Source organism: Terrimonas ginsenosidimutans (assembly GCF_022012415.1).
Lineage (GTDB): Bacteria > Bacteroidota > Bacteroidia > Chitinophagales > Chitinophagaceae > Terrimonas_A > Terrimonas_A ginsenosidimutans.
On the sequence record NZ_JAKLTR010000002.1, the window covers coordinates 135,201 to 159,480 of the forward strand.

17 protein-coding genes are annotated in these 24,280 nt (G+C 45.4%); 11 read left to right on the forward strand and 6 right to left on the reverse strand.

The features are described 5' to 3' along the window. Nucleotides 1-779 precede the first annotated feature (779 nt). The 3 genes from LZZ85_RS03200 to LZZ85_RS03210 all read left to right on the forward strand — a co-directional run bounded on the left by LZZ85_RS03200 (nt 780) and on the right by LZZ85_RS03210 (nt 6,549). A complete protein-coding gene (locus tag LZZ85_RS03200; protein WP_237868494.1) occupies nt 780-2,015 on the forward strand; it encodes a M14 family metallopeptidase in 1,236 nt (411 codons plus the stop codon). 635 nt (nt 2,016-2,650) lie between these two features. Further along, a complete protein-coding gene (locus LZZ85_RS03205; protein WP_237868495.1) occupies nt 2,651-5,179 on the forward strand; it encodes a TonB-dependent receptor in 2,529 nt (842 codons plus the stop codon). Between the two features lie 47 nt (nt 5,180-5,226). Beyond that, on the forward strand, nt 5,227-6,549 hold the full coding sequence (locus LZZ85_RS03210) for a YeiH family protein (protein ID WP_237868496.1): 1,323 nt from the start codon (nt 5,227-5,229) through the stop codon (nt 6,547-6,549). A gap of 7 nt (nt 6,550-6,556) precedes the next feature. On the opposite strand, the gene LZZ85_RS03215 is transcribed toward LZZ85_RS03210, so the two are convergent. Next, nucleotides 6,557-6,814, reverse strand: a complete 258-nt coding sequence (locus LZZ85_RS03215) for a hypothetical protein (RefSeq protein WP_237868497.1) — start codon at nt 6,812-6,814, stop codon at nt 6,557-6,559. A gap of 145 nt (nt 6,815-6,959) precedes the next feature. Between LZZ85_RS03215 and LZZ85_RS03220 the strand changes: the two genes are divergently transcribed. From LZZ85_RS03220 to msrA, 7 genes are all read left to right on the forward strand, one after another. Beyond that, nucleotides 6,960-7,871: a cupin-like domain-containing protein gene (locus LZZ85_RS03220; protein WP_237868498.1), complete on the forward strand. Its 912-nt coding sequence runs from the start codon at nt 6,960-6,962 to the stop codon at nt 7,869-7,871. Between the two features lie 319 nt (nt 7,872-8,190). Further along, a complete protein-coding gene (locus LZZ85_RS03225) occupies nt 8,191-9,072 on the forward strand; it encodes a phytanoyl-CoA dioxygenase family protein (RefSeq protein WP_237868499.1) in 882 nt (293 codons plus the stop codon). 18 nt (nt 9,073-9,090) lie between these two features. Further along, nucleotides 9,091-9,930, forward strand: a complete 840-nt coding sequence (locus LZZ85_RS03230) for an SDR family NAD(P)-dependent oxidoreductase (protein ID WP_237868500.1) — start codon at nt 9,091-9,093, stop codon at nt 9,928-9,930. Nucleotides 9,931-10,122: 192 nt separating this feature from the next. Then, nucleotides 10,123-10,917 (forward strand): class I SAM-dependent methyltransferase, encoded by a 795-nt coding sequence (locus LZZ85_RS03235; protein ID WP_237868501.1) that lies wholly within the window; start codon nt 10,123-10,125, stop codon nt 10,915-10,917. 223 nt (nt 10,918-11,140) lie between these two features. Beyond that, on the forward strand, nt 11,141-11,575 hold the full coding sequence (locus LZZ85_RS03240; RefSeq protein WP_237868502.1) for a hypothetical protein: 435 nt from the start codon (nt 11,141-11,143) through the stop codon (nt 11,573-11,575). A 1-nt stretch (nt 11,576) separates the two neighbouring features. Further along, nucleotides 11,577-12,170 carry a hypothetical protein gene (locus tag LZZ85_RS03245; protein WP_237868503.1) on the forward strand — a complete coding sequence of 198 codons (594 nt, stop codon included), beginning with the start codon at nt 11,577-11,579 and terminating at the stop codon, nt 12,168-12,170. Nucleotides 12,171-12,292: 122 nt separating this feature from the next. Further along, nucleotides 12,293-12,787: a peptide-methionine (S)-S-oxide reductase MsrA gene (msrA, locus tag LZZ85_RS03250; RefSeq protein WP_237868504.1), complete on the forward strand. Its 495-nt coding sequence runs from the start codon at nt 12,293-12,295 to the stop codon at nt 12,785-12,787. A 76-nt stretch (nt 12,788-12,863) separates the two neighbouring features. On the opposite strand, the gene LZZ85_RS03255 is transcribed toward msrA, so the two are convergent. Next, on the reverse strand, nt 12,864-14,240 hold the full coding sequence (locus LZZ85_RS03255) for a TlpA family protein disulfide reductase (RefSeq protein WP_237868505.1): 1,377 nt from the start codon (nt 14,238-14,240) through the stop codon (nt 12,864-12,866). 303 nt (nt 14,241-14,543) lie between these two features. On the opposite strand from LZZ85_RS03255, the gene acnA reads away from it, so the two are divergent. Further along, a complete protein-coding gene (acnA, locus tag LZZ85_RS03260; RefSeq protein ID WP_237868506.1) occupies nt 14,544-17,267 on the forward strand; it encodes an aconitate hydratase AcnA in 2,724 nt (907 codons plus the stop codon). 170 nt (nt 17,268-17,437) lie between these two features. On the opposite strand, the gene LZZ85_RS03265 is transcribed toward acnA, so the two are convergent. The 4 genes from LZZ85_RS03265 to LZZ85_RS03280 all read right to left on the reverse strand — a co-directional run bounded on the left by LZZ85_RS03265 (nt 17,438) and on the right by LZZ85_RS03280 (nt 24,268). Then, a complete protein-coding gene (locus LZZ85_RS03265; protein ID WP_237868507.1) occupies nt 17,438-18,889 on the reverse strand; it encodes a YitT family protein in 1,452 nt (483 codons plus the stop codon). A gap of 167 nt (nt 18,890-19,056) precedes the next feature. Then, nucleotides 19,057-20,088, reverse strand: a complete 1,032-nt coding sequence (locus tag LZZ85_RS03270) for a response regulator (RefSeq protein WP_237868508.1) — start codon at nt 20,086-20,088, stop codon at nt 19,057-19,059. Next, nucleotides 20,085-20,462, reverse strand: coding sequence for a response regulator (locus LZZ85_RS03275; protein WP_237868509.1), 378 nt, complete (start codon nt 20,460-20,462; stop codon nt 20,085-20,087). Before LZZ85_RS03275 ends, LZZ85_RS03270 begins: the two co-directional genes overlap by 4 nt. Before the next feature lie 131 nt (nt 20,463-20,593). Further along, nucleotides 20,594-24,268, reverse strand: a complete 3,675-nt coding sequence (locus LZZ85_RS03280; RefSeq protein WP_237868510.1) for a two-component regulator propeller domain-containing protein — start codon at nt 24,266-24,268, stop codon at nt 20,594-20,596. Nucleotides 24,269-24,280 lie beyond the last annotated feature (12 nt).

Consider the following 24,280-nt stretch of genomic DNA (forward strand, 5'->3'; position numbering starts at 1 on the left):
TTTTTCCGTATACCCTAATTTATGAACCAGGCTTGATAGCCTGGTTTTTTATTGGCAGCTATCTGAAGGATAGGATCATTTCTTTTCCGGGATCAGCAGAGTAATACGGGAAACTCTATGCGGGATCAGGCTGGCTGATGTTAGCACGGATCAGGTGGAAGACTTGGGCGGATGAATTCTTCCGCTTATGTAGCCGATCGTCTATTCACCGCCATACTTCCGTCATTTTCCCCGAAGATCCTGTGTTTTTCCCATGGATTTCCTTTTGCATGAAGCGATATTTACAACAGAGAAATTTCTTAGTCACCGTCATTTTCAGGACTGGTGGAGGAGGGCAGTCCTGAAAAGGGCGGTGCGTTTTTTTTATTGCATCTATGATTAAAAAAAGAAGAATGAGATAGGAAATGTGGAATGATACAATTGAAAAGTGGGCGACGACAGTCAAACGCAGTAATGCGGTTGCTGTCGTATGCCCATTTCTGGCCTGCGCGCGGCGGTGAATGAGTCAGCGCGTGGGGAAGTGAACGTGTTCTGGCGTGCGCATCGGCCAAAGGATCGTAGCGCACGACGGGTATATTAACCCGCCCCCCGGGAAGGCATACCCCCTGCACTTACCAAACCTTTACCAAACCTTTTACGACATATCGACGTATAGAACCTATGAACCCCAGTGAACCTATTAAACCTATGGAACCTATGAGACCTGTGGAACCTATTTAGGTTAAAACAGATTATGTCTACTATATTTGTAGACTATATTATTATAACCAACTGGAGTAATGAACAAACTTGTATTGATATTTCCCTTTTTATCATTGGTAGCGCATGGGCAGTTGCCAGGTAAGTTTGAAGGACAGGGGCCGATCAAAGGGGTGTCTACCGAAACCCGCCCTGTATTGAACCAATGGAAAGGAGTATTTTCTTTTCCTGGTGCGAACGTATTCTTTCGGAACGATTTCACCGGTGCGCGGTTAAATGGTGTGGCCAGGGTGAATGATTCAACGTTTACGCTATTGATCGCTGCGGAAAACACACCGGTCAATGCAAGTCCCTGGTATGCCTTCAAAGTTTGGTCAAAGACCCCGGTCTCCATTACGTTGAGGCTGACTTATCAGAATGCGCGGCATCGGTACACTCCGCGACTGAGTAGTAATGGAAGGGATTGGAGGTCTGCGGTGCCGGACCGGGCTGATCAGCAGCTTGATACTTCCGGTGGCTACTCATTTAAACTGGAAGTTGATCGCGATACGACCTGGATTGCTGCGCAGGAATTATTGACCTCCAGGGAAACGGATGAATGGATTTCAGGTATCGTGAAGAAGGCTGGAGCACTGCGTCAAACGATCGGGGTTAGTCATCTTGGAAGAAAGATCGAAGTGTTGAGTATCGGCAATCTGAAAAGTGCAGATCGGTTGCTGGTGATAGGGCGGCAGCATCCGCCTGAAGTGACAGGACAGTTGGCCCAGCAAGCTTTTATCGAAAGGATAGGTGAAGATGACTCTCTGGCTCTCGCTTTCCGGCGACGGTTTTTACTTTATGTTGTGCCTCAAATGAATCCTGATGGAGTAGATGAGGGTTTCTGGAGGCACAATTCCGGCGGCGTTGATCTTAACCGGGACTGGCATGCGTTTAATCAGCCCGAAACAAAAGCGGTAAGCGATTTTTTAAGAAAAGAGATAACAGCGCCGGTTAAATTGTGGTTCGCATTGGACTTTCACTCAACCCATGAGGATATTTTTTATATAGTAGATCCGCAGCTGAAAGGATTGTTACCGGGACTAACCCAATCATGGCTGAAGAACTTTGAGCATTCAATTCCCGGGTATGTTCCCAATATTAAGCCATTATACTCTGATGGTCCAACCTATACCTCTTTCAGTTATTTTTTTAAGACCTATGGCACAGAAGCACTGGTGTATGAGATCGGTGATAATACTTCGCGGGAATTTATACTACGCAAAAGTCAACTCGCGGCAGAATCCCTGATGCGTCTGCTGCTGAATGATTTGAAATGAGCTTTCGGAAAATAGAGATGATCTCCGCCGTTGAAGATACTGGTGGTAGCTGATCAAGAGATGGTTAACGGCTCTTTTTTGCAGCCATTGCAGGGACGCTGTCTATGCCCTATCTGTCCGTAAGTCCGCGGGTTGCGATCCGTTCCTGAGCCAGGGTTTTGAGCGATTTACAATCAAATCACGGCAGGTGGAAAGCCGGGTAAAATAAAAACTGTCAAAAATAAAGTCTACAAATTTGGTGGACTAAAACTTCCCAGTTAAGTTTGCGCAACCATTTAAATCCAATGTCGTTTAGTTAAGAGATCTTCCTACACTAGCTCGATGGCCGATGACTGATGGCCGATCGCCGAATGCCGCATTAGGATGAAAGTTATTGGTATAGGGTATTGACACAAGTACGTATATGTATTTTCGGCCAACGGCCATCGGTCATGGGCCATCGAATGAACTTTCGGGAAAATCCTTAACTAAACGACATTGCAGTAAATCAAAAACCTTACTTATGATTCTTTCCCTTCACGAACAGGAGCGATGTTGTATGGCTTCCCACTGATCCGGCTGTGATCCTATGGACCGATATTTTTTTGCTTAATTAGTCTATTATTTAGGTAGACTTTGTATAATCAAACCAAACCATGAATCGTTTAATTCTCTCCATCATTTTGCTTATACCTGCTGCTGCTTTTGCGCAGCTATCAGGTCGTGTGGTGAATGAAAGAAGTCAGGGTGTTCCCTTTGCTTCAGTGTCCGTGAAAAATGGTTCCGCGGGAACCAGTACGGATTCTACCGGCCGGTTTTCTATAACCCTTCCTGAGAAGTATCCATTTACACTGGTAGTAACATCGGTAGGATATCGTCCCACTGAAGTGGCCGTGAAAAGCAGCGCGACGAATGATCTGCTTGTTGTGCTGCAAGCATTGTATCAGCAGGATACGGTCATTATTACCTCACGTCGCCGCAGGGAGGTTCTGCAGGATGTTCCTATCCCTATTTCAGTAGTAGGCGGAGCGCAGATCGATGAAGCCGGCGCTTTTAATGTGACGCGTATTAAAGAAGTTGTTCCGTCTGTGCAGATGTATACGTCTAATCCCCGGAATACCGGTGTGAATATCCGCGGAATCGGATCTCCATTCGGTCTGACCAATGATGGTCTGGATCCCGGTGTGGGCTTTTATATTGATGGTGTTTATATCGCACGGCCAGCTGTTGCCACACTCGATTTTATAGATGTTGAACAGATAGAAGTATTGCGTGGTCCTCAGGGAACGCTGTTTGGAAAGAACACTACATCCGGTGCTTTTAATATAACAACACGTAAACCCAGTTTTAAACCCGGAGGTACTTTTGAGGTCAGCTATGGTAATTACGGGTTTGTACAGGCGAAAGCTTCTATCACCGGGCCATTGACAAAAAAACTGGCTGGTCGTTTTTCTTTCTCGGGAACGCAGCGCGATGGAACGGTGTATAACGAACGCACGCAGCAGTATATCAACGATATCAACAACCTTGGATTGAAAAGTCAATTGTTGTATAAGCCTTCCGAGAATGTGGCTATTACTTTCTCTGGTGATTATTCCCGCCAACGTCCTAATGGTTACGCCCAGGTGCTTGCGGGTGTTGCAACAACTCAACGCGCAGCCTACCGTCAGTTCAATGCGATCATAGCTGATCTGAATTATACCCCGCCAAGTTATAATGCATTTGACAGGGTAGTGGATCATGATACGCCGTGGAGATCAGGTAATGATCTTGGTGGTGTATCCGCAAATGCTGATATAAAGATCGGCCCGGGCACACTGACTTCGACTACGGCATACAGATTCTGGAATTGGGATCCTTCAAATGACAGGGACTTTACCGGCTTACAGGCACTGGCTAAATCTCAGAACCCTGCAAAGCATAAGAACTGGTCACAGGAGTTCCGTTATGCCGGTGAGATCAATTCCAAACTGAGTGGAGTTATCGGGGTGTTTCTCCTTGGCCAGGAAGTGAAGATCACGGGAACAGAGGAATCTGGCAATGCACAGTGGCGCTTCTCTCAAAGCTCTACCAGCAATCTCTGGAAAACGCCGGGGTTGTTTGAAGGTTACGGCATTTATACCAACTCTTCTATTAAATCATTAAGTGCGGCTGTTTTTGCGAATGTTGATTGGGAAGTATTGAATGGATTGCACATTCTTCCCGGTATACGTTACAACTACGATGAGAAAGATGTATTATATAATCGTGTAGCCGCTGGTGGTCTGCAAACTGATGATCCGCAATTGGTAGCATTGAAAAACGGTGTTTACAGCAGCCAGGCGTATGAATCTTCTGCGCATGAGAATAATGTAACCTGGCAGTTGACTGCTGCATATCGTCCGAATAAAAGGATCAATGTTTTCGCTACGTACTCAACCAGCTTTAAACCTGTTGGGGTGAATGTGGCAGGGTTGCCTACCGTTGGCGGACAGCCTGCTTTGGATCTGGCTGTGATCAAGCCTGAATATGATAAACATTATGAAGTAGGTGTGAAAACAACGCCGTTCGATAATTTTACTTTTAATGTTACATTCCATAATTCGGACATTAAAGATTATCAGACCAATGTGCAGACAGCTGAGCTTGGTGTGAATCGCGGGTATATAGCTAACGCAGATAAGGTGAACGTCAAAGGCGTTGAAGTTGACGCAAACCTTCGGGCAGGCAATCATTTTTCATTCTTTGGCGCTCTTGCTTATACCGATGGGAAATATGTGAGATTTACCAACGCTCCGTTGCCTTTGGAGGAGACCGGCGCTGCCGTGTCTTTTAAAGATGTATCCGGAAGCAGGTTGCCTGGTATTTCCAAATGGGCAGGGTCCCTGGGCGGGGAGTTTACCACGCCGGCCGTGTTTCTTGGAAATGTTTCGAAATTCTTTATCGCTGTTGATGGATTCTCCCGTTCATCGTTTTCTTCCAGTGCATCTCCTTCAGCCTATCTGAACGTAGCTGGCTATGCATTATTCAATGGAAGGATCGGGTTCAAAGCGACTCAGGGGTTATCAGCATATGTTTGGGCACGGAATATCTTCAATAAGGACTATCATGAGCAATTGCTTGTTGCGGGAGGTAATGCCGGTCATTATGCATCTGTACTTGGTGATCCGAGAACGTTTGGTGCTACAGTGAGATACTCGTTTTGATAACACAGACTTACTAACTTTAATATAAAATGAAGCGGCCAGACTGAATGTCACCAGGTACAAAAAATACAGATCAGTCTTTTTTTAATCGGATATCGGAAGATGTTTGGGCAGCAGTGATCAGTGGGATACTGATCACTGCTGCCCTTTTTATTGCATTCGCCTGGCCTTCGTTCAGGTTTCCTGCTGCCGTTTATCAATGGACCAGCCCACGCGAGCTGATGGATAAAGTTCTTACTCCTGCAAATCTTCTTTTCCCACTCTTAGCCGGTGTTGTATTTGCGCTGCTGTCTTCGATAGCTGTGTTTTTCTTAAAGGGCAGGATCCGTCGCTATCTCGCAGGTTTTCTGTTCATCTATCTGCTGGCGGTCATTTCGCTTATACTTGCAGGTAATAAAAACGCAAGCTATTATGGAGTGGAATATGTTGTTTTTGCGTTGCTGACCGGGTTGCTTATCAGTAATCTTTTTACTCTTCCGGCCTGGATAAAAGAAGCAGCACGCTCTGAGTTTTTCATTAAAACGGGACTGGTGATCCTGGGGACCAGCATTCTTTTTACTGATGTTGTGAAAGCAGGATTACCCGGTCTATTGCAGGCACTGGCGGTTGTAGCCGTTGTTTGGTTTTTTGCGATCTGGCTTTCCAGGAAGCTTAATGTGGATGATGAATTTGCCGTCATTCTTGCTTCAGCAGTTTCTATTTGTGGAGTTTCTGCGGCTATCGTAGCCAGCGGAGCGATTGGAGGTGACAAAAGAAAGCTTTCTTATGTTACGACCCTTGTATTATTGGTGGCAATTCCCATGATGATCCTGCAGCCATGGATCATCAGGAATTTTGGAATCCCTGAACTAGTTGGGGGTGCCTGGCTTGGAGGAACTCTTGATACCACTGCATCAGTAACGGCGGCATCGCAACTTGTGGGACCGGTGGCAACCAAGGCGGGGGTGATCGTAAAGTTCTCCCAGAATGTGTTGATCGGTTTTGCTGCATTTTTTATTTCAGCATGGTGGATCATTAAAAAGAAGCAGACGCAGAATAGTGAGAGTGGGCCGCGACTAAAGATCATTTGGGAGCGATTCCCGAAATTCGTAATTGGCTTTATGGCTGCGTCGTTGATCTTTTCTTTCGCAGTTCCTGAACAAACCACAAAGCAAATAAGTGGAGTGTTAAATGGATTACGCACGCTTTGGTTTGCTCTTGCATTTGTATCAATAGGTCTTGAAGCCAGATTCTCTGATCTTGTCAAAATGGAAAGAGGCAGGCCGGCTCTGGCATTTATAGGTGCTCAGGTATTTAATCTTGTTTGGACACTGTTGTTAGCTTACCTCTTATTCGGAGGGATTTTATTTGCTCCTCCGGACATCAAATAAAGAATAGTTAATGCCAGCTCTTTTGTTTGATCACAGTAAAAGAGAAGGTGCGCCCGGTTTTTCTTGCAGCACTCAGCACGGTTTGAGTAATGTTACTGATTGTTCCCTGCGTTACAAACGTCCTATCCCGTTCATTCCGATTTTTAGCACCCCCTTTTTCCTTTAGGAGCACGATAAAGGCTTTTTTCTTAAGCAAAGAACTTAGCAATTGATAGTCCGCGGACGTTCCTTCTTCCAGCTGGATCCTGGTAACAAATGTTGCCATGGTTGAATTTTTGGGTGAATGGTTAGCCGTCAGAGGAGTATTCAGTTATGCAGACTGAGATTATAAGTCTACCAAAATGGTAGACAAATATAATTAAAGCCCTTATATTTGCAATGGGATACCAGGATAAATTTAAAACAGGATCATGCAGTTAAAGTCAATTCCTTTTGTTCAGCACATTTCTATCAGGCAGTTTCGCAGGCAGTTTATCCAGCCGGCACAGCCTGTCGTGATCAAAGGGTTTATTGAAGATTGCCCTGCTCTTCACAGATGGAATTATAGTTATTTTAAAGAGAAAGCCGGAGACAGACCGGTATCTGTTCATGGAGCGGAGAACAGCGACCCGGATAAGGTAACCAGTGTTCCCGTGGCGCAAACAACTTTTGGATCTTATCTTGATGATATCAGTGACGGCCCGTCAGAGCAGCGGCTTTTCTTATTCAATCTGCTGCTGGATAAGCCAGAGTTGCGCAAAGAGATCCGCCCTCGTATACTCGCGAAGAATTTTCTTTCTTCTTTACCACTAATGTTTTTTGGCGGTGCAGGTTCCAGCGTTCGTTTGCATTATGATATTGACAGAAGTCATGTATTTCTTACGCAATTCGAAGGGAGGAAGAAAGTGTGGTTGTTTGCTCCCGATCAATCAGACCTCCTTTACCGGTTGCCATTTAATTTTCACGGAATTGTTGACCTTCGTCATCCTGATTTTGAAAAATTTCCAGCACTCAGGTACGCGGAAGGGTATGAGTGTATCCTTGAGCCCGGTGATACATTGTTCATTCCATCAGGTTACTGGCATTATATACAGTATGTCACGCACGGATATTCTGTTAGTTATCGCGCGTTGTCGGCATCTTTTACCGACAAGGTCAAAGGAGCATGGAATTTGATCGTTGCCAGGAAACTTGATAATATGTTAAGGAGCGTCTTTGGAGAAAGATGGTTTGTTTACAAAAAGAACATTGCCTTTAAAAGAGCCGAAAGAGCCATTGACTCTCTATGGTCTGGCGATGAAGATGCAGTTCCTGCAGATCATACATCAGGGTTGCCCGCCTGAAGCAAACAAAAGCGATGGCGGAAGTAATGATCGTATTCAAAGACCTTTACCGGTATAGGCTGTCAGTATTTTTTGAAGAGGCGAAAGACCGTTCAGCAATGAACGGTCTTTTTTTATGGAAAAAGAATAGCAGATTCTTTGTTAAGTAAACTTGCTTTAGTAATTTAGTCTACAAAAATGGTAGACTAATGTTGTTCACTCATTTTTCTTTTATATTAATTAAGTCAAGAGTCCTTTACGGAATATATTCTGCATCTCGGCGATGTTGTATCTGATATTTCAATTGATACAATATTTCTCTTACCTTAAATAGTAAATAATGAGTACAGCTTCAAACCCACACTTCGTTCTTGATAATAATCTCTCTGCTAAACATCTTGAGTTTTTTAATGCAAACGGGTATTTGCATTTTAAGAACTTCATAGAGAGAGGTGTGCTTAGTGATATTCTCCGGGAGGTTAAACGTATCCAGGATTATCTGATAGATAATAATATTGAGAAAATAAATGGTATTCCATTGAAGTTTGGCCAGGATACTGATGGTAGCCTGCTTATTCAGCGGATAGCATTTGCCTCTCAATACAGTACTTTGTTAAGCGATTTTCTGAAAGACGAACGTTTTCAGGGCTTATTGAAATTGTTAAATCCTTATGAGGCCCGTATAGGCGAATTTGAGAAAGATGGCCTGGTAGTGAATCATTATGTGAATACCCCGACCAGCGCATTTACACAATTAGGTTGGCATACTGATAGCCCCCGTGATCTTTTCCTGGGCAGCAAGATCCTTCCTATGCTGAACGTTGGTTTGCATTTGGATGATTGTCCGATTGAAAACGGCGGCTTAAGAGTGCTTCCGGGAACGCATACGCAAAGTTTATTCAGGCTGTTATTCCGGAAAAAATATTTTATAGATAACAAACCTGACAACAAGGAGGTGGGCTTTGATATTTCCGCCGGTGACCTTACCATTCATGACGGCCGTCTGTGGCATCGTGTTCAGCAATCTCCTTTTCAGGGAGAAGTTAGCAGAAGACGCGTAATTTACATCCCAGTTGTTACCGGAGCCTATCAGCCCAAGCATGCCAATAGTGCTACACCTTTTTACCATAAACTGGCTGGTTTGAAACGAAATCCGAACGGCAGGATCAATTGGTCGCTGGCCGAAGGGAAAACAGCAACGGCACAGAAAAAAATCGCCTGAATTCTTAAATAATGTTTTATGCAATATGCCCTGGTTACCGGTGCTGCCAAAGGAATAGGTAAAGCTATTTCGGCTGAATTAGCCCGGCGCAAATTTAATCTCCTACTCACAGATTGGGATCTTGAACAGCTGAAGATTTCGGCTGCTGCAATCAGACAGGAGTATGGTGTGGAAGTACACGAGTATGTGCAGGATCTTAGTGATGCCGGGGCCGCTCGAAACCTGAAGTCATGGTCGTTCCCTTATCATGATCTCCTGACTGTTGTCGTTAATAATGCCGGGTATGGTTTGAATGATCCGTTTGAGCAGCTATCGATCGAAGAGCAGTTTGGGATCATCGATGTGAACATCAAAGCCCAGTTGGCTATCACACATGAACTGTTGCCTGTATTGCGCAGAAAGAAATCCTTTCTGTTGAATGTTTGCAGTACTACTGTCTATCAGCCTGTCCCTTATTTGGCTGTTTATGCGGCCAGTAAGGCTTTTGTATTGTCTTTCAATCAAAGCCTCCGTTATGAATTAAGAGGATCAACAGTTTCTCTTAGCTATCTGAGTCCCGGTTCAACCGATACTGATTTTGTTGTCCGTGCGCGGATGAAGCCCCACACGCTGAAAACAGCCGAGCGGTTTAATATGACTCCCGGGGCGGTGGCAAAGATTGCTATCGATGGTTTGTTCAAAGGAAAGGAAGAGATCGTGCCGGGCTTTCTCAATAAACTCAATGCAAGATTGCCTAAGTTTTTCCCGCTCCCCTTTATCCGCAAGATTGCCGCATCTATTTATGAACCCAGAAAAGCTGAATTGCAAAAAGATGACAAGCTCAAGCAGTCCCTGATTGAAGAACATTTACCCATTTAATGTATAAAATATGTTAATTATTCTGGCGTATACATTGATCAGAAGATACTGGTTGAAGCGTTCTGCATCTTTTTCTCCAGATCAGATCTGAACGTGAACTTTCGTTCATTATCTGTGTTGTAAGTATCTTTAATATACTTGTACAATTGTGGAGGCAGTGTTACTACGCTGCCTCAATTGTTTTATTTTTGAATGAATTTTTCGACAATGTTTGATGACATGAAAGCAACCACCAGTAGTAATGCGGCAGTAAGCAGGTTTTCTAACAGAGCAGAAAATTATGCGAGGTTCCGCCCCGGGTATCCTTCGGATATTTTTCCTTTTCTCCAAAGCGAATTGGGGCTGACAGGCAAAACGCAGATCGTAGATATAGGATCAGGGACCGGGCTTTTTGCAGAACCATTACTGCAGCATGGTTTTTCAGTCACCGGTATTGAGCCGAATGACGATATGCGGAATGTGGCAGAGGCGCGCCTAAAAAAATATCCTTCCTTTAAAAGTATAAACGCGACGGCGGAAGAGACCGGTTTAACAGGTAATAGCATTGACCTTATCACCATTGCGCAAACATTTCACTGGCTGGATCCCGTTGCGACCCGTCACGAATGCCAGCGTATACTTGCTCCCGGTGGGCAGGTTGTTCTCGCCTGGAACCGCCAAAAAGGCGATTCAGCGTTTGAGCAGCAGTATAACGCACTACGGGAAAAATACGGGATCGCTGAACGTTCCTCTGTACAGGTTGATCCGGTTCTGATTGCAGATTTCTTCTCACCCAATACCTCTCTGTCCAAAATATTTCCGAACAAGCAGCTCCTTGACTTTGAAGGTTTGAAGGGGCAGTTACTCTCCAAGTCGTACATTCCTTTGCCCGGGCATGAATCCTATGACGCAATGATCACTGACCTGATCAGGTTGTTCGTGAACTACAATGAAAACGGACTGGTAGGGATCGAATACGAGACACTGGTGATCTGGGGAACGCTCTGATGCCTGCCCTGGAGGCTGCTCATAATATTTAAGCCGGTTGGAAGCAGTGCGATACAAGGGCATTACTTCTTCGCCTGGCCGGCGAAGCTGATTCACAAGGAAATGCAATGTTTTCGAAATGAGCTATTCCGGGTATTTGTAGATTTAAAACGACAAAAGATTGATCGGAACAGACTACATGTAATCTTGCCCCGCGGTAATACTTTTGGAAAAATCATTACCGATGACCACCCAGTTGCTTATAACCGAACCGCCTCAGTTTCTCTTTATTGAAACAGCTGAAGAAATTGGAACGATACCTTCGGCATCTGTGATCTCTGATGATCCGCTTGATATTGAATATCTCCACGATCAGATCAGCAATTACTTTCCTTCTACATCTTTTACTACAGAGCACTATGCGGATTTTTCAACCATGATGTCAAGCCCGCTGGCGGCTGAACATAGGGTCGTAGTTGCCCGGATCGTGAAAGATGGTTTCTTCGATTTTCTTAAACATGCGGATCCTGGGAGTGTGACTGTGATTGCACTGGTAGATGGTACGCAGGAGGAGATACAGGCAGCCCGGTTCATTGGAGTGAAATACGTTTCGAAAGCTGAGCTGGCAGTCAGCAGTGCGATCCATCATTTGTTCTGTAACCCAAAGGCATTTGTTTAAGATGATCAGTTTTACTCAAACACTCACCGCTGCCCTTATTGGTTTTTTGCCTGTAAATGCAGGAGTGCAAAATGCGACTGAACCAATGCAGCTTTCCGCCTTTCAGGTAGGTAATACAGTCCGGTTGACCTGGAGTGGAAGTATAGCTGGTAGTAATTACTACGTGATCCAGAAGAAAATAGATCAGCGTTATTACACTATCGATTCTCTAAAACTATCAGCCCAGGATCAGCATACCCTGACTTATACAGAAGCGTATGCGTCAGCAGGAGTAAATAAATACCGGATCAAAAAGATCGGCTGTAACAGGGCGGAGCAATTCAGCAACGAGTACGCGATCAGCTTTACACATCAGAGTCGGCTGACTTTATCTGCGTCTCCCGGTTCACTCAAGGTTACTGCATTTCACTGCCCGGGAGGTGAACAGGATAATATAATAGTCTTGAATGCGGATCATAAAAAAGTGGTCAGTATCAGAGTGAAACCGCAGAAAGCTTTCACTATCGTTGATTTTGCCGGACTGTCCAGTGGTTTATATTATATCGGCTGGAAGTCGGGCGACAATTTTACCTATCAGCTTTACATAGTCGAATAATTGTTTTGAAACCTCAAGTGGCTCCCGGAATGCTGGCAGCATTTCTACAAGCCCGAACCGTCTGCAAAAGAAAATCTACATGAGTGAGTAAAACATCGGAACTTTGCTACAAAACAGAATCGATGAGCAATTACAAAAAGGCCTATATCGCCGGTGGTTGTTTTTGGGGAATGGAAGAACTGTTCCGTACTCAACCCGGAGTGATAGATACAGAAGTTGGTTATATCGGCGGACAAAATGATCATCCTACTTACAGGAACCATCCCGGCCATGCAGAGGGTATTGAGATCGTATACGATCCGGCTGCGACAAACTTTACCAGAATACTTGATTTCTTTTTCAGAGTACATGATCCGACAACAGTAGATCGTCAGGGAAATGACATTGGTTCCAGCTATCGTTCAGCTATTTTCTTTCAAAATGAAGAAGAGAAAACTGAGGCGGAGAAGATGATCAAACTGGTAGATGCATCCGGGCGTTGGCCAGGCAATGCTGTCACAACCCTTGAACCATATTCTACTTTCTGGCCGGCTGAGGAGGAACACCAGGACTATCTGGTAAAGCGTCCCAATGGGTATACGTGCCATTTCGAACGTTTCGGAACTTTTCTTTCTTAGCGGGCATACAAAGGACAGGCTATAGGAACGGGTATCCCGGACCTATAGCCTGTCCTGATTAATCTGCGGAAGCAGTTTAGTTCACTTTGGCATCTTGTTCTTTCAGTAGAAGCTCAAAGCTCTCCAGTGTGTGAGATTGTGCATCAAGTTTGTTGACCAGTCGACCTTGTTTATCCAGAATGAATTTCTGAGGGTACCCCTGAACTTTCAATTGTTCAGCCAGTGATGATGCCGCCCGATCGTATACTACAGGAAAGCTGATCTTATATTGTTTGCTCTTATCTGTTACGTATGATTCATCGTTATGTCCGTTTGCTGCATCAGTGTTAATGGATATGAGGATGATATCATCTCTCTTTAACAGCTTTGTATAAAATTCATTCAGTTCAGGTATTTCCTTAATGCAGGGGCCACAGGCTGTATACCAGAAATCGAAAAGAAAGTATTTGGCTTTGCCTATTTTTTCTGCCGGTATTTCGTTCAGCAAAAACGCCCATTTTTTTGGTAAAGTGACGGAAGACGAGCTGGTAAAAAATGCTGATGCAGGAAGTTTCTTAAGAATTGTTGCATAGCGCACCGGTCCTTTATTTTTATCTATCTGCAAATAAAAGTTTCGCAGTGTATCACGTCCCAGGAATTCAGGGGAAACGTGTAATGCCAGTGTATCCAGCAGGGCGAAGGACTCTTCTGTCTGATTCATTTCCCCGTAAGAGGTAAGCATTTGTTTTGCAAGATGCACGGCTTTTCTTCCAGGGAAACGTTCCGCATTCAATCCTTCAGATAGTTTTAAAAATGCTTCTTTGTTATTACCTGAATAAAATGCCGCACTTGCATTTAAGGGATAGAAAGTGTTTTGCATATTCCGCAAATGGCGATTGGCGGCATTGCGTACAAGCGAATCGGAGCCTGCCGTTAATTCCTTGAATACTTTAGTAAGATCTTTATGTAATTCCCAGGTTGCCAGGATCGCTTCTCTGTCTGCATGGATACTCGAACCAATATTGACAGTGTTGACCAATGTTCCAGCATGAACAAGGCTGAGCGCTTCGATGCTTTTTAGTCGTGTAATTGTGGCCATATCACTTCGCATAGCAGGGATCATATATTTTCTTACAAGATGAGACCCGATCTTGTCTGCAATATCGAGATCCTGTGAGGCACTCGCAATTGCCCAAAAATATATGTAAGCGTCCAGTTGCCTGAATTCCTGTTCTGTGAGGGGAGTAGGATATTTTTTCATGCTATCTGTGGCGACCAAATTCCAGCTGTCTTGTAAGGTCACGAAGAACTTATCGACGTCAGCGGATGTTTCTATTCTGACAGCACCTTTATCAAGCTGAGGCTTGAGAACTGCACTATAAAAGTGCATGGTCTGCATCTGTGATCTTGATCTGGTTTGAGCTGAAGCAGACAACGAGAACAAAATAGCGAGGAGTGCCAGTGATAGCTTCATTAGTTTTGATTTTCGCTAAAGTACGAAGTCTTACGTTGTTCGCCCACTTTTGGTGGAGATTTTAACAAATCGACCACTATTGAATAATTGGTGCTGGCTGGAACGCATGCCCCTTAGATGTCAATATTTGGCTTTATGCTTGCAGGTTGTCACCGGTTAAAACTGATGACTTGTACGCATAATGCTTTCTTGTACGGATGATGGATATTCATGTCTGAATCAGTCTTTGTCTGTAAGGGAGTTGCAGAGATTAACATCGCTATGTAATTTAGATTTAAGAACCGATATTATAAATCCCGGTATATGAATGGAAAAATTGCCTCACTTGCGAAGCTTCAACAGGAAGGAAAAGATATAGGACGACTGCCTTTTTCTATTAGAATTCTATTAGAGAATGTGATCCGGAATCATGATGGATTTGGTATTACAGATGAACATCTTGACACGCTTGTGAACTGGGCTCCTGAAGGCACGGACAACGAGATTCCCTTCAAACCGGCGAGGGTTCTTATGCAGGATTTTACCGGAGTGCCCGCGGTGGTAGATCTCGCTTCTATCCGGGCCGAAGTTGTGAGACGTGGTAAAGATGGAAGCCGGATCAATCCTGCAATCCCGGTCGACCTCGTTGTTGACCATTCTGTACAGGTGGATTTTTTTGGGACCGACTATGCCTATGCCAAAAACGTAGTATACGAATATGAGCGTAACAAAGAACGATACCAGTTATTGAAATGGGCACAGCAGGCATTCGATAATTTTACGGTCGTGCCTCCCGGTATGGGGATCTGTCACCAGGTTAACCTTGAATACCTTGCCAAAACTGTTATAGAAAGAGATGGCTGGGTCTTTCCAGATTCATTGGTTGGAACGGATTCACACACACCGATGGTAAATGGTATTGGGGTAATGGCCTGGGGAGTTGGAGGGATTGAAGCCGAAGCAGCACTTCTTGGTCAACCTGTTTATTTTACCTGTCCGCAGGTGATAGGGCTTGAATTAACCGGTAAGCTTCGCGAAGGTATTACTGCCACTGATCTTGTGTTGGCAATTACGGAACAGTTGCGCAAATATGGCGTGGTCGGGAAGTTTGTAGAAGTGTTTGGTGATGGATTGGATCATTTGTCTGTTCCTGATCGTGCAACGATCTCGAATATGTCACCTGAGTTTGGATGTACCGTTACCTATTTCCCGATAGACAATCAGACGCTGGAATATATGCGACGTACAAATCGTCCGGAGGAATTGGTAAAGCTGGTGGAGGAGTATTGCAAGGCAAATCTCTTGTGGCGAACGGGCGACGAGCAGATCAGCTATTCGGATGTATTGCGAATTGATTGCGGTGCAATACAGCCTGCTGTAGCCGGTCCAAAGCGTCCGCAGGATCGTATTCTGGTCAAAGACGTACATGATCATTTCAGTGATCTGTTGGCCCGGGAGTTTCAACGGATGTACACGCCTGAAGGAAAGCGCCGGGACAGTGCATGGCTTTCCGAAGGTGGTTCCGGTACCACATTTACCTATGAGGTGCAAAAGCAGCATGATGATGTTGCTGTTGAGTTGGACAGTCTTCAGTCTGTTCGCATCAAACTTCCGAATCAGGAATATGTTCTGAGTGATGGGGCCATTACTATTGCGGCTATCACCAGTTGTACGAATACATCCAACCCCAGTGTGATGCTGGGCGCCGGCCTTGTAGCAAAGAAAGCTGTAGCGCGCGGGCTTACCACGAAACCGTGGGTGAAAACGAGTTTGGCGCCCGGGTCGAAAGTGGTAACAAGTTATCTCGAACGAGCGGGCTTGATGCCTGGTCTTGAAGCACTGCGTTTTCATACGGTTGGCTATGGCTGTACCAGTTGCATTGGCAATAGCGGCCCATTACCGCCGCCGATCGCTGAAGCGGTGGAAAAAGGGAAATTGGTGGTTGCGTCAGTATTGTCCGGAAACAGGAATTTCGAAGCGCGTGTTCATCCACAGGTGAAAATGAATTTTCTGGCTTCGCCGATGCTGGTGGTAGCTTATGCCATTGCCGGCCGGATCGATATCAATCTTTTTGCGGATCCGCTGGGCTATGATCCCAATGGTGAAGCGGTTTATTTGCGGGATATCTGGCCCAGTCAGCAGGAGATCAATGATGCCATGAATAACGCGTTGAGCACAGTTGATTTTGAAAATGCATATGGTGTGATCTTCGATGGAGATCAGCAATGGCAGGATCTGCAGTCATCATCGGGGCAGAGCTATCAGTGGAATAACGGAAGCACTTACATTAAAGAGGCGTCTTTCTTTAAAGATCTGCCGGATGTGGCGCCTCCGGTAACCGATATTGCTGACGCAAGGGTGTTACTGATGCTGGGTGACTCAGTTACGACGGATCATATCTCTCCCGCCGGATCATTTAAGTCTGATACTGCAGCAGGTCGCTATCTCCTTGATCGCGGCATCGACCCAAAAATGTTCAACTCTTATGGTTCACGAAGAGGTAATGAGGAAGTAATGGTGAGAGGGACTTTTGCAAATGTCCGTATCCGGAATAAGATCTCTTCCAAAGAAGGTGGTTTTACAACGCATATTCCTAGCGGATCGCAGATGCCTGTGTATGATGCAGCGATGCGATATGCGGGAGAACAAACTCCGCTTATCATTCTTGCCGGCAAAGAATATGGCAGTGGTTCATCGCGTGACTGGGCTGCAAAAGGCACAAATCTTCTTGGCGTAAAAGCGATCATCGCGGAAAGCTATGAGCGCATTCATCGCAGCAACCTGGTAGGGATGGGGATCATTCCACTGGAATATCTTCCTGGTGAAAATGCAGGATCACTCGGCTTGACAGGATACGAAACGTATACGATCAATGGAATTGCAGATTCTCCCTCGCCGAACAAGGTATTGACTGTTGTAGCGAAAGGAGAGGGTGGAAGCGAGATCTCATTCCAGGTACAATCCCGGCTTGATTCTGAAATAGAGATTGCGTATTATGAGAATGGAGGGATCTTGCAGTATGTGTTGAGAGATTTTCTGAAGAAGTAATGTGTACCGTATAAGCAGGAACGCGGCGGACACAGCGATACGCGGAGGGCGCGGCGAAATACAGTATGTTTTATGGCTGTTTTCGCTGCGCCCGCTGCGTATCGCGGTGTTCGCCGCGCTCCACCCGCACCAGTAAAATGTTATAATATTCCCTGGCTCGCATAATTGTTTCAATGCCCCCGCCTCTTGATAATTCCGCCGGAAGCATCTTTGATCTCGTTCGTAAATATAAAAGCTTTCGGATCGATATCGTACACCAGGTTTTTCAGCTTTCTGAATTCCAGCCGCGTGATGATCGTAAAGATGATATCGCAATCACTGCTGATCTCATATTTGCCCGGCAGAAATCCCCGCTCACCTTTATAAATCGTGATGCCCCTTCCAAGTTTGTTCACCAGCTGGAATTTAATGACTTCACTTTTTGCGGATACGATCGTCACACCCGTATAGGCTTGCAATCCTTCCACCACATAGTTGATGCAACGGGTAGCCGTAAAGTAAGTAAGGATCGAATACAAAGCCGTTTCAATGCCAAAATTGAACGCGGCGATCGTAAAGATCAGGATGTTGAAGGCAAGAATGATCTCAGTAATGGTGAAGGACGTTTTCTTTAAGGCGTATAATGCCAGCACTTCAATGCCGTCCAGTGCAGCGCCAACACGCATGATCAGCCCGATGCCGATCCCAAGGAATGCGCCTCCGAATATCGAGATCAGCAGCTTGTCGGCTGTTACCGAGTGATCGGGTATGATCGAAAGACAAACACCCAAAAGTATAACACACAGTAATGTGCGGACGGCGAATTTTTGTCCAACGCTGAAATAACCGAGCACGATCAACGGCAGATTGAAGAAGAGTATGACAACGCCAAGATTGTAATGGTACAATTCATGTACAAGAAGTGAGATGCCGGTAACGCCTCCGTCAAAGAAGTGATTGGGTACCAGGAAAAGTTTCAGGGCAATGCCGGCGATAGTAACACCCACTATTGCGAGCAATGCATCCTGTATCCGCTGAAGCGGAGATTCTTTATGAAGTTTTGTATGTTGAAGTCTTGCCTGAAGAGCGGCAAGTGTAGCCAGTTTCTGCGAAGTCAGTTTGTCTTGTGCTGTACGGGTAAAGTAGGTGTGAGCAGAAAGAAACTCGATCTGCTTCATTAACCATTCAGTATCGTTGCTGACAACGTTTGTCTTCTTTGATTCCTGGTAAAGCCGCTCAGCATATTCTGTATAGTTATTTGTTCCGAGGTAATACAGGTCTGCGTCGCACAAAGCACTTGCCAGGTGATCTTCCGAAAGCTGCGGTAATCGTGTGGCCATGATCAGCCGGCAGATATGTTCGATCTGCGTTTCATTATACCCATACTCCGGCAGGTATTTGCGTGCGATCTTGCACGATTCTTCCTCGTGCTCCTGGTGGTGGTGAAGGAAGCCGGTGTCATGAAACAAAGCAGCTGTTTTAAGCAATATCAGGTCATCTCCTGAAATGTTTTCGGTTTTGGCCAGCTCTTCCGCTGAACGGATCACATTTTCCGTATGTTCCCAGGTGTGGTATGTGATATAAGACGGTAATTCAGTTTTCAGTTTTTCGCTGATAAAAGAATACGCTTGTTGAAAGTTCATGTGTTGCTTTTTGTTTGAACGCCAGCGAACTTTGTTCGATGGCTGATGGCAGATGGCCGAATCTCCATCAGATGAATTATTTTAAAACAATAATCTGAATTTCGATAGTCTCAGGGTTTGTCTGTAATAAGCACGGCCAACGGCGATCATTCATTGGCCGTTGGCTCTCAATCCAGCACCTCGTACAACATCATCTCCGCCGCTTTATTTTTTAATGCTGCCCGACCAATGGGTGCACAGTTGAATGATTGTTTTATCTTCTCATAACAGGTTTCATTGATCACCACCTGTCCACTGCCGGCGGCGCTTTGCAGGCGTTGAGCCGTGTTCACCACATCGCCGATCACGGTATAGTCAAGCCGTTTCAGCGTTGCTGATCCGATATTTCCCGAGATCATTTCGCCGCTATTGATCCCAATGGAGACCTTAGGGGAGAAATCATGTTCAGCCGGTTGACTGTTGATCTTGTCCCGGATCGCCAGGCAGGCATCCACTGCCCGGTCAAGGTGATACTCGTCCTTGAAAACGGCCATTACGCAATCGCCTATAAATTTATCAATAACTCCGTTCTGTGCAATAATTTCTTTGGTGATAAGGTCGAAGTAGCGGTTCAGCAATTTTACCACAGTATCGGGTGACTCTTTTTCGCTGATGGAAGTAAAGCTGCAGATATCGATAAAGCAAACTGAAGCTTCCAGGTTTTCATTTGCTTCGAGTGATGATTCATATTCACGGGTGCCCATAAAATTCAGGACGTTCGCATCTACGTACATCTTCAGGATATTGTTTTCCTTGATCGCCTGAAGCGTTTCTTTGAGTTGCGCTACGTATTTGATGGTCTTTTGCATTGTTAGTTCGAGATCATCAAAGTTGACAGGTTTGGTCACAAAGTCAAACGCTCCGCGATTCATGGCCGCACGGATATTGTCAAGATCGCCATAGGCTGATACCATTACGGTCTTGGTAAGCGGGTTACTTTCGTTGAGCCGCGAAAGCAGGGTCAGTCCGTCCATTTCGGGCATATTAATATCGCTTAATACCACGGAAACGTCCGGGTGTTCCTTCATTTTTTCCAGCGCATCCTTTCCGTTAATGGCGAACACGAAATCATATTGCTGTTCCCTGATCTGGCGGCGGAATTTTTGCCGTATCAACGACTCCAGGTCTGTCTCGTCATCGGCTACAAGTATCTTAATCATGGTTGATTGATTTTGAGTTTTTCTTTCAGTGTATTAAAGTCTACAGGCTTTGTCAGAAAGTCATCAGCGCCGAGTTTCATCGCCATGGAATAGTTCTGTTCATCGCCGTAAGCGGTGATCATCATGACCACTGGCGGTGGCTTGTGATATTTCTGTTTGATCTGCTCTAATAATTGAAGGCCACTCATGCCCGGCATATTGATGTCTGACAGGATCAGGATCGCTTCCTGATGTTGCTGGTTCAGGTAATTCAGGGCGTCTTCGCCGGAATGGGCGAACGCAAATGTAACGTCTCCGTTCCGGATCTCCTTCCGGAACCGCTGCTCAAACAGCGTTTTGACGTCCAGTTCATCGTCTACAACAAGAATTTTCATGTCATGATGGTTGATGTGTGATAAAATGGTTATTCTGGATGAGTCGGGCCAGGTGAAAAGTAAAAAGTGAAAACGGCGTTGCGCCCGGTTCAATAGTTATTTTACTTAGTGTTTGATAACAATTACATAACTCAGCTCGCATTTAATTGAATAATGAATGTTGTGCCTTCGCCTTCTTTGGTTTCTACGTTTAGTTCTCCGCCATGTGCTTTCGTAATGATATCATAGCTTAGGGAAAGGCCGAGTCCGGTTCCCTGGCCTGTTGGTTTGGTGGTGAAGAAGGGCTGGAAGATCTTTCCTAATACTTCCTGCGAAATACCTTCACCATTGTCTTTTATTTTGATCAATACTTTATCGCCGGTTCTTTTTGTACTGACGTGAACAGAAGGTTGAAAACCTGCCTGGCCCGCAGCTCCTGTTTTTTTCTTATGATCAACTGCATAGAAGGCATTCGTCAGCAGGTTCAGGACGACGCGACCAAGATCCTGCGGGATAACGGCGATCTTTCCTGCTGCGGGATCAAGATCAGTTTCAATTTTTGCATTGAATGATTTATCCTTTGCTCTTAGTCCGTGATAACAGAGCCGGATGTATTCATCCACCAGCAGGTTGATATCCGTTACTTCTTTTTCCCCGGTGCTTTTCCGGCTGTGTTGTAACATACCTCGGACAATGCCATCTGCACGTTTGCCGTGGTGGTTGATCTTCTTTTCATTTTCGATCAATGAATCAACCAGCAAGCTTACTTCATTAAGATTGCCTTTTGACAGTTCCTCTTTTACTTCCGCCAGCAATTCTGTATTTACATCAGAGAAATTGTTCACGAAGTTCAACGGGTTCTGGATCTCATGCGCAATGCCAGCGGTAAGTTCTCCCAATGAAGCCATTTTTTCTGATTGGACCAATTGGCTTTGTGTTGTCTTGAGTTCTTCAATGGATTGCTGCAATTGTTTGGTGCGCAGTGTGACTTTTTCGTCGAGCATTTTGTTTTCGCGTTGCAACCTGCGTGACCGGTAAACGATGTACATTCTCAGTAAAGCAGCTGCGGCAATTACTACGAGCGCATAGAACCACCAGGTTTTATACCATGGGGGAGAGATGGAAAAACTGAAGCTGACCGGCGTTCCCCATTTTCCATTGTATCCTTTACTGGTCACTTTGAAGGTGTAATCACCCGGTCCGAGGTTGAGATAGTTCTCAGAAAAAGTATTGGTTGTTGGCTTGCTCCAGTCCTTGTCGATTCCCTCAAGTATGTATATGTATTCTGGGGTTCCGTTCAGGCCTGAATTGGCCTGAACGAAATTGAATTGCATATAGTTTTTGGTAAACGGAATAGTGAGTTTTTCAGGAAGATTGTAAGGGCCGGTGGTGTTGTCCCATTTCAGGTCTTTCCGGCTTGCGTAACCGCTATCCGGAGGGAGCTGGCCTTTAGCATAAGTAGAATCTCCGATAGTCAAGCTGTCTTTGTCCGAAAAGACAAAGGGCTGTTTGAAATATTGTGGTTTGTTCATCAGGCTAAAGCCCGTGATGTAAGTCAGGATAGAGTCGTTGCTTGGTTTTATTCCGTTGAGGATCACGAGCCCATTATCCCCCCAGAGATATTCTCCTTTTTCGGTTATGGCATCTACCTTCCAGGAGTTGACCTGTTCTCTTTTTAATAGTTCTGATCCCTTCTGTATTTCTACTATCCATTTATTGCCGGCGGAGTCTGCGTTATAAGGTGGAGGAGTGATCAGCCCGTTGCTCCGGTTCGTACCGACCAGGACGGAGTTTTTATAAGCAAGAATTGACAGGATATTGTCGCTCGGGAGCCCTTCTTTCGTTGTGAGTGTAGTGACAGTTTGTTTTTGTTTGTCGATTATATGAAGGCCCTTGCTTGTGCCGATCCATATTCTCCCGTATTGATCTTTCATCATTGCTTTTGCGGATGTCTCACGTAGCCCGGAAAGGTTGTTAAGTAGTTGTATGGAAGTTGTGGCCGGGTCAATGATACCTATTCCTCCGCCACCGTAACCGGCGATCCAGACAGCACCGTCATTATCTTCCAGTGCGTCGGCTATATTATCGTCGTTTAAACCATTTTCATGTTCTGTGTGCAGGATCATGGTTCTTGCGGAGTCGATGATATCAATACCATTACTTGGTCCGGTAAACCAGGTACGTTCTTTACGATCCTGCAGAACGGAATAGACGGTATCGTTGGTCAGTCCTTCTTTCCGGCCGGTATGTTCAATAGTTTTTTTGACAGGGTCGATGATATCAAAACCTCCATTGGTGGACACCATCATCTTTTGATTTTGCTCTGTGAATGATTGTACAAAATCATGCGCCAGCCCATGTGCCTGGTCGAGTTTTCTCACGGTGTTCCTTTGTGCATCGATCAGCATGATACCTATGGTAGATCCAACCCAGATATTGCCGATAGCATCTTCGGTCAGACTGATCACCTGTTCTTTACCGAGCGGCATGGTCGATTCTCCTCCTGCATCAATAACATGTGTGCCGCTGATGGTTGGCACCCACATACGTTTATTGTTATCCTGTGCAAAGCCGATCGGCCATTCGGAAGTGAATCCCCTTTTTGAGTTGATCCATTTGATCTGTTGCGTGACAGGGTCAAGGATCCTTACACCGTTCAATCCAGCTGTCCAGATCCGGCCGCGATCATCTTCTATGATCTTGCTGGTACCTGAGGCGGGCAGTCCGTTAGCCGTACCGTAGTGTTTGATCGTACCTGATTTCAGATCTATTTCATCGATCCGGAATCCAAACAGACCAACCCAGATATTGCCATTCTTAGCCTGCATGATCGCTGTGACAGTATCTGTTGCCAGTCCATGTTCCTTACGGATCTGTCTTACTTTTCCCGTTTTCTGATTGATGATACTGATTCCCGTACCGGAGGTGATCGCCCAGATATTGCCGTCCTGATCTTTGATCGCGTCAGTTGATTTGTCTATGATAAAGTTGCCTGATCCACCCACTAATTTGTAAGTTTGGTTTTCTGGATCTATCACGGCAATCCCCGTCCCAAAGGTGTTTCCCAGCCAGATATTCCCGTTATCGTCCTCTGTGAGGTTGCTCATCCTGGTCGGCGTTACACCTATTTCGTATGCAATACCCACTGTGCTTTTTTCCAGATCCGCAAAGGCAATCCCTCCTTCTGCGGCAAACCAAATGCGTCCTTTTTTGTCTTCTGAAATGGCGGTAATTCCCGGGTTTTCCCGTGGAATGATTGTCTGCAGGTTCACCCCGTCGTATCTGAACAAGCCGGCCCTTCCTCCAATCCAGATCAGTCCGTTCCTGTCTTTGAACGTGGATGATGCAAATTCGATGGGTACTCCCTGTTTGGCTCCAAAGTCGGCAATGGCAGTTGGATTTGTGTTCTGCCACTCTGGTGATACTTTCTTCAGGGCACCGGGAGATATCATGATCGTTTTGAAATGCAGTGGGCGTGAAGTTAACGTGTCGAGGTTGATCGATCGTTCCGGCAGTTTGCTGAAATCAAATCGCGTTATCTCCGGAGCTTTGGAAAGTTTTTTAAACCCTGTACTGTCGTAAGGGAAAGAAGGAAGTGCATCAAGATCCAATCGCTTTACGACAGGTCTGATCGATCCCTTTTTTATCGTATCCCATTTCAATTGAACGGTATCGGCAAACTGTAATGCGGTGGTTACAGGCTGCGGGAAGGCAAGCTTATCTGCGGCTAAGGGCACATCACGTGGTGTGTCATTGCACGAGGTTACCGCAGCGATCCCGATGCTGATGAACAGGAATTGTGCAGTTTGTTGGATAAGCTTTCTCATACGCGTTTTGTT

Bases quoted from the DNA above. Each gene is read 5' to 3' on its own strand.
- LZZ85_RS03200 (WP_237868494.1), top strand. From the start codon at position 780: ATGAACAAACTTGTATTGATATTTCCCTTTTTATCATTGGTAGCGCAT.
- LZZ85_RS03205 (WP_237868495.1), top strand. From the start codon at position 2,651: ATGAATCGTTTAATTCTCTCCATCATTTTGCTTATACCTGCTGCTGCT.
- LZZ85_RS03210 (WP_237868496.1), top strand. From the start codon at position 5,227: ATGTCACCAGGTACAAAAAATACAGATCAGTCTTTTTTTAATCGGATA.
- LZZ85_RS03215 (WP_237868497.1), bottom strand. From the start codon at position 6,814: ATGGCAACATTTGTTACCAGGATCCAGCTGGAAGAAGGAACGTCCGCG.
- LZZ85_RS03220 (WP_237868498.1), top strand. From the start codon at position 6,960: ATGCAGTTAAAGTCAATTCCTTTTGTTCAGCACATTTCTATCAGGCAG.
- LZZ85_RS03225 (WP_237868499.1), top strand. From the start codon at position 8,191: ATGAGTACAGCTTCAAACCCACACTTCGTTCTTGATAATAATCTCTCT.
- LZZ85_RS03230 (WP_237868500.1), top strand. From the start codon at position 9,091: ATGCAATATGCCCTGGTTACCGGTGCTGCCAAAGGAATAGGTAAAGCT.
- LZZ85_RS03235 (WP_237868501.1), top strand. From the start codon at position 10,123: ATGAATTTTTCGACAATGTTTGATGACATGAAAGCAACCACCAGTAGT.
- LZZ85_RS03240 (WP_237868502.1), top strand. From the start codon at position 11,141: ATGACCACCCAGTTGCTTATAACCGAACCGCCTCAGTTTCTCTTTATT.
- LZZ85_RS03245 (WP_237868503.1), top strand. From the start codon at position 11,577: ATGATCAGTTTTACTCAAACACTCACCGCTGCCCTTATTGGTTTTTTG.
- msrA (WP_237868504.1), top strand. From the start codon at position 12,293: ATGAGCAATTACAAAAAGGCCTATATCGCCGGTGGTTGTTTTTGGGGA.
- LZZ85_RS03255 (WP_237868505.1), bottom strand. From the start codon at position 14,240: ATGAAGCTATCACTGGCACTCCTCGCTATTTTGTTCTCGTTGTCTGCT.
- acnA (WP_237868506.1), top strand. From the start codon at position 14,544: ATGAATGGAAAAATTGCCTCACTTGCGAAGCTTCAACAGGAAGGAAAA.
- LZZ85_RS03265 (WP_237868507.1), bottom strand. From the start codon at position 18,889: ATGAACTTTCAACAAGCGTATTCTTTTATCAGCGAAAAACTGAAAACT.
- LZZ85_RS03270 (WP_237868508.1), bottom strand. From the start codon at position 20,088: ATGATTAAGATACTTGTAGCCGATGACGAGACAGACCTGGAGTCGTTG.
- LZZ85_RS03275 (WP_237868509.1), bottom strand. From the start codon at position 20,462: ATGAAAATTCTTGTTGTAGACGATGAACTGGACGTCAAAACGCTGTTT.
- LZZ85_RS03280 (WP_237868510.1), bottom strand. From the start codon at position 24,268: ATGAGAAAGCTTATCCAACAAACTGCACAATTCCTGTTCATCAGCATC.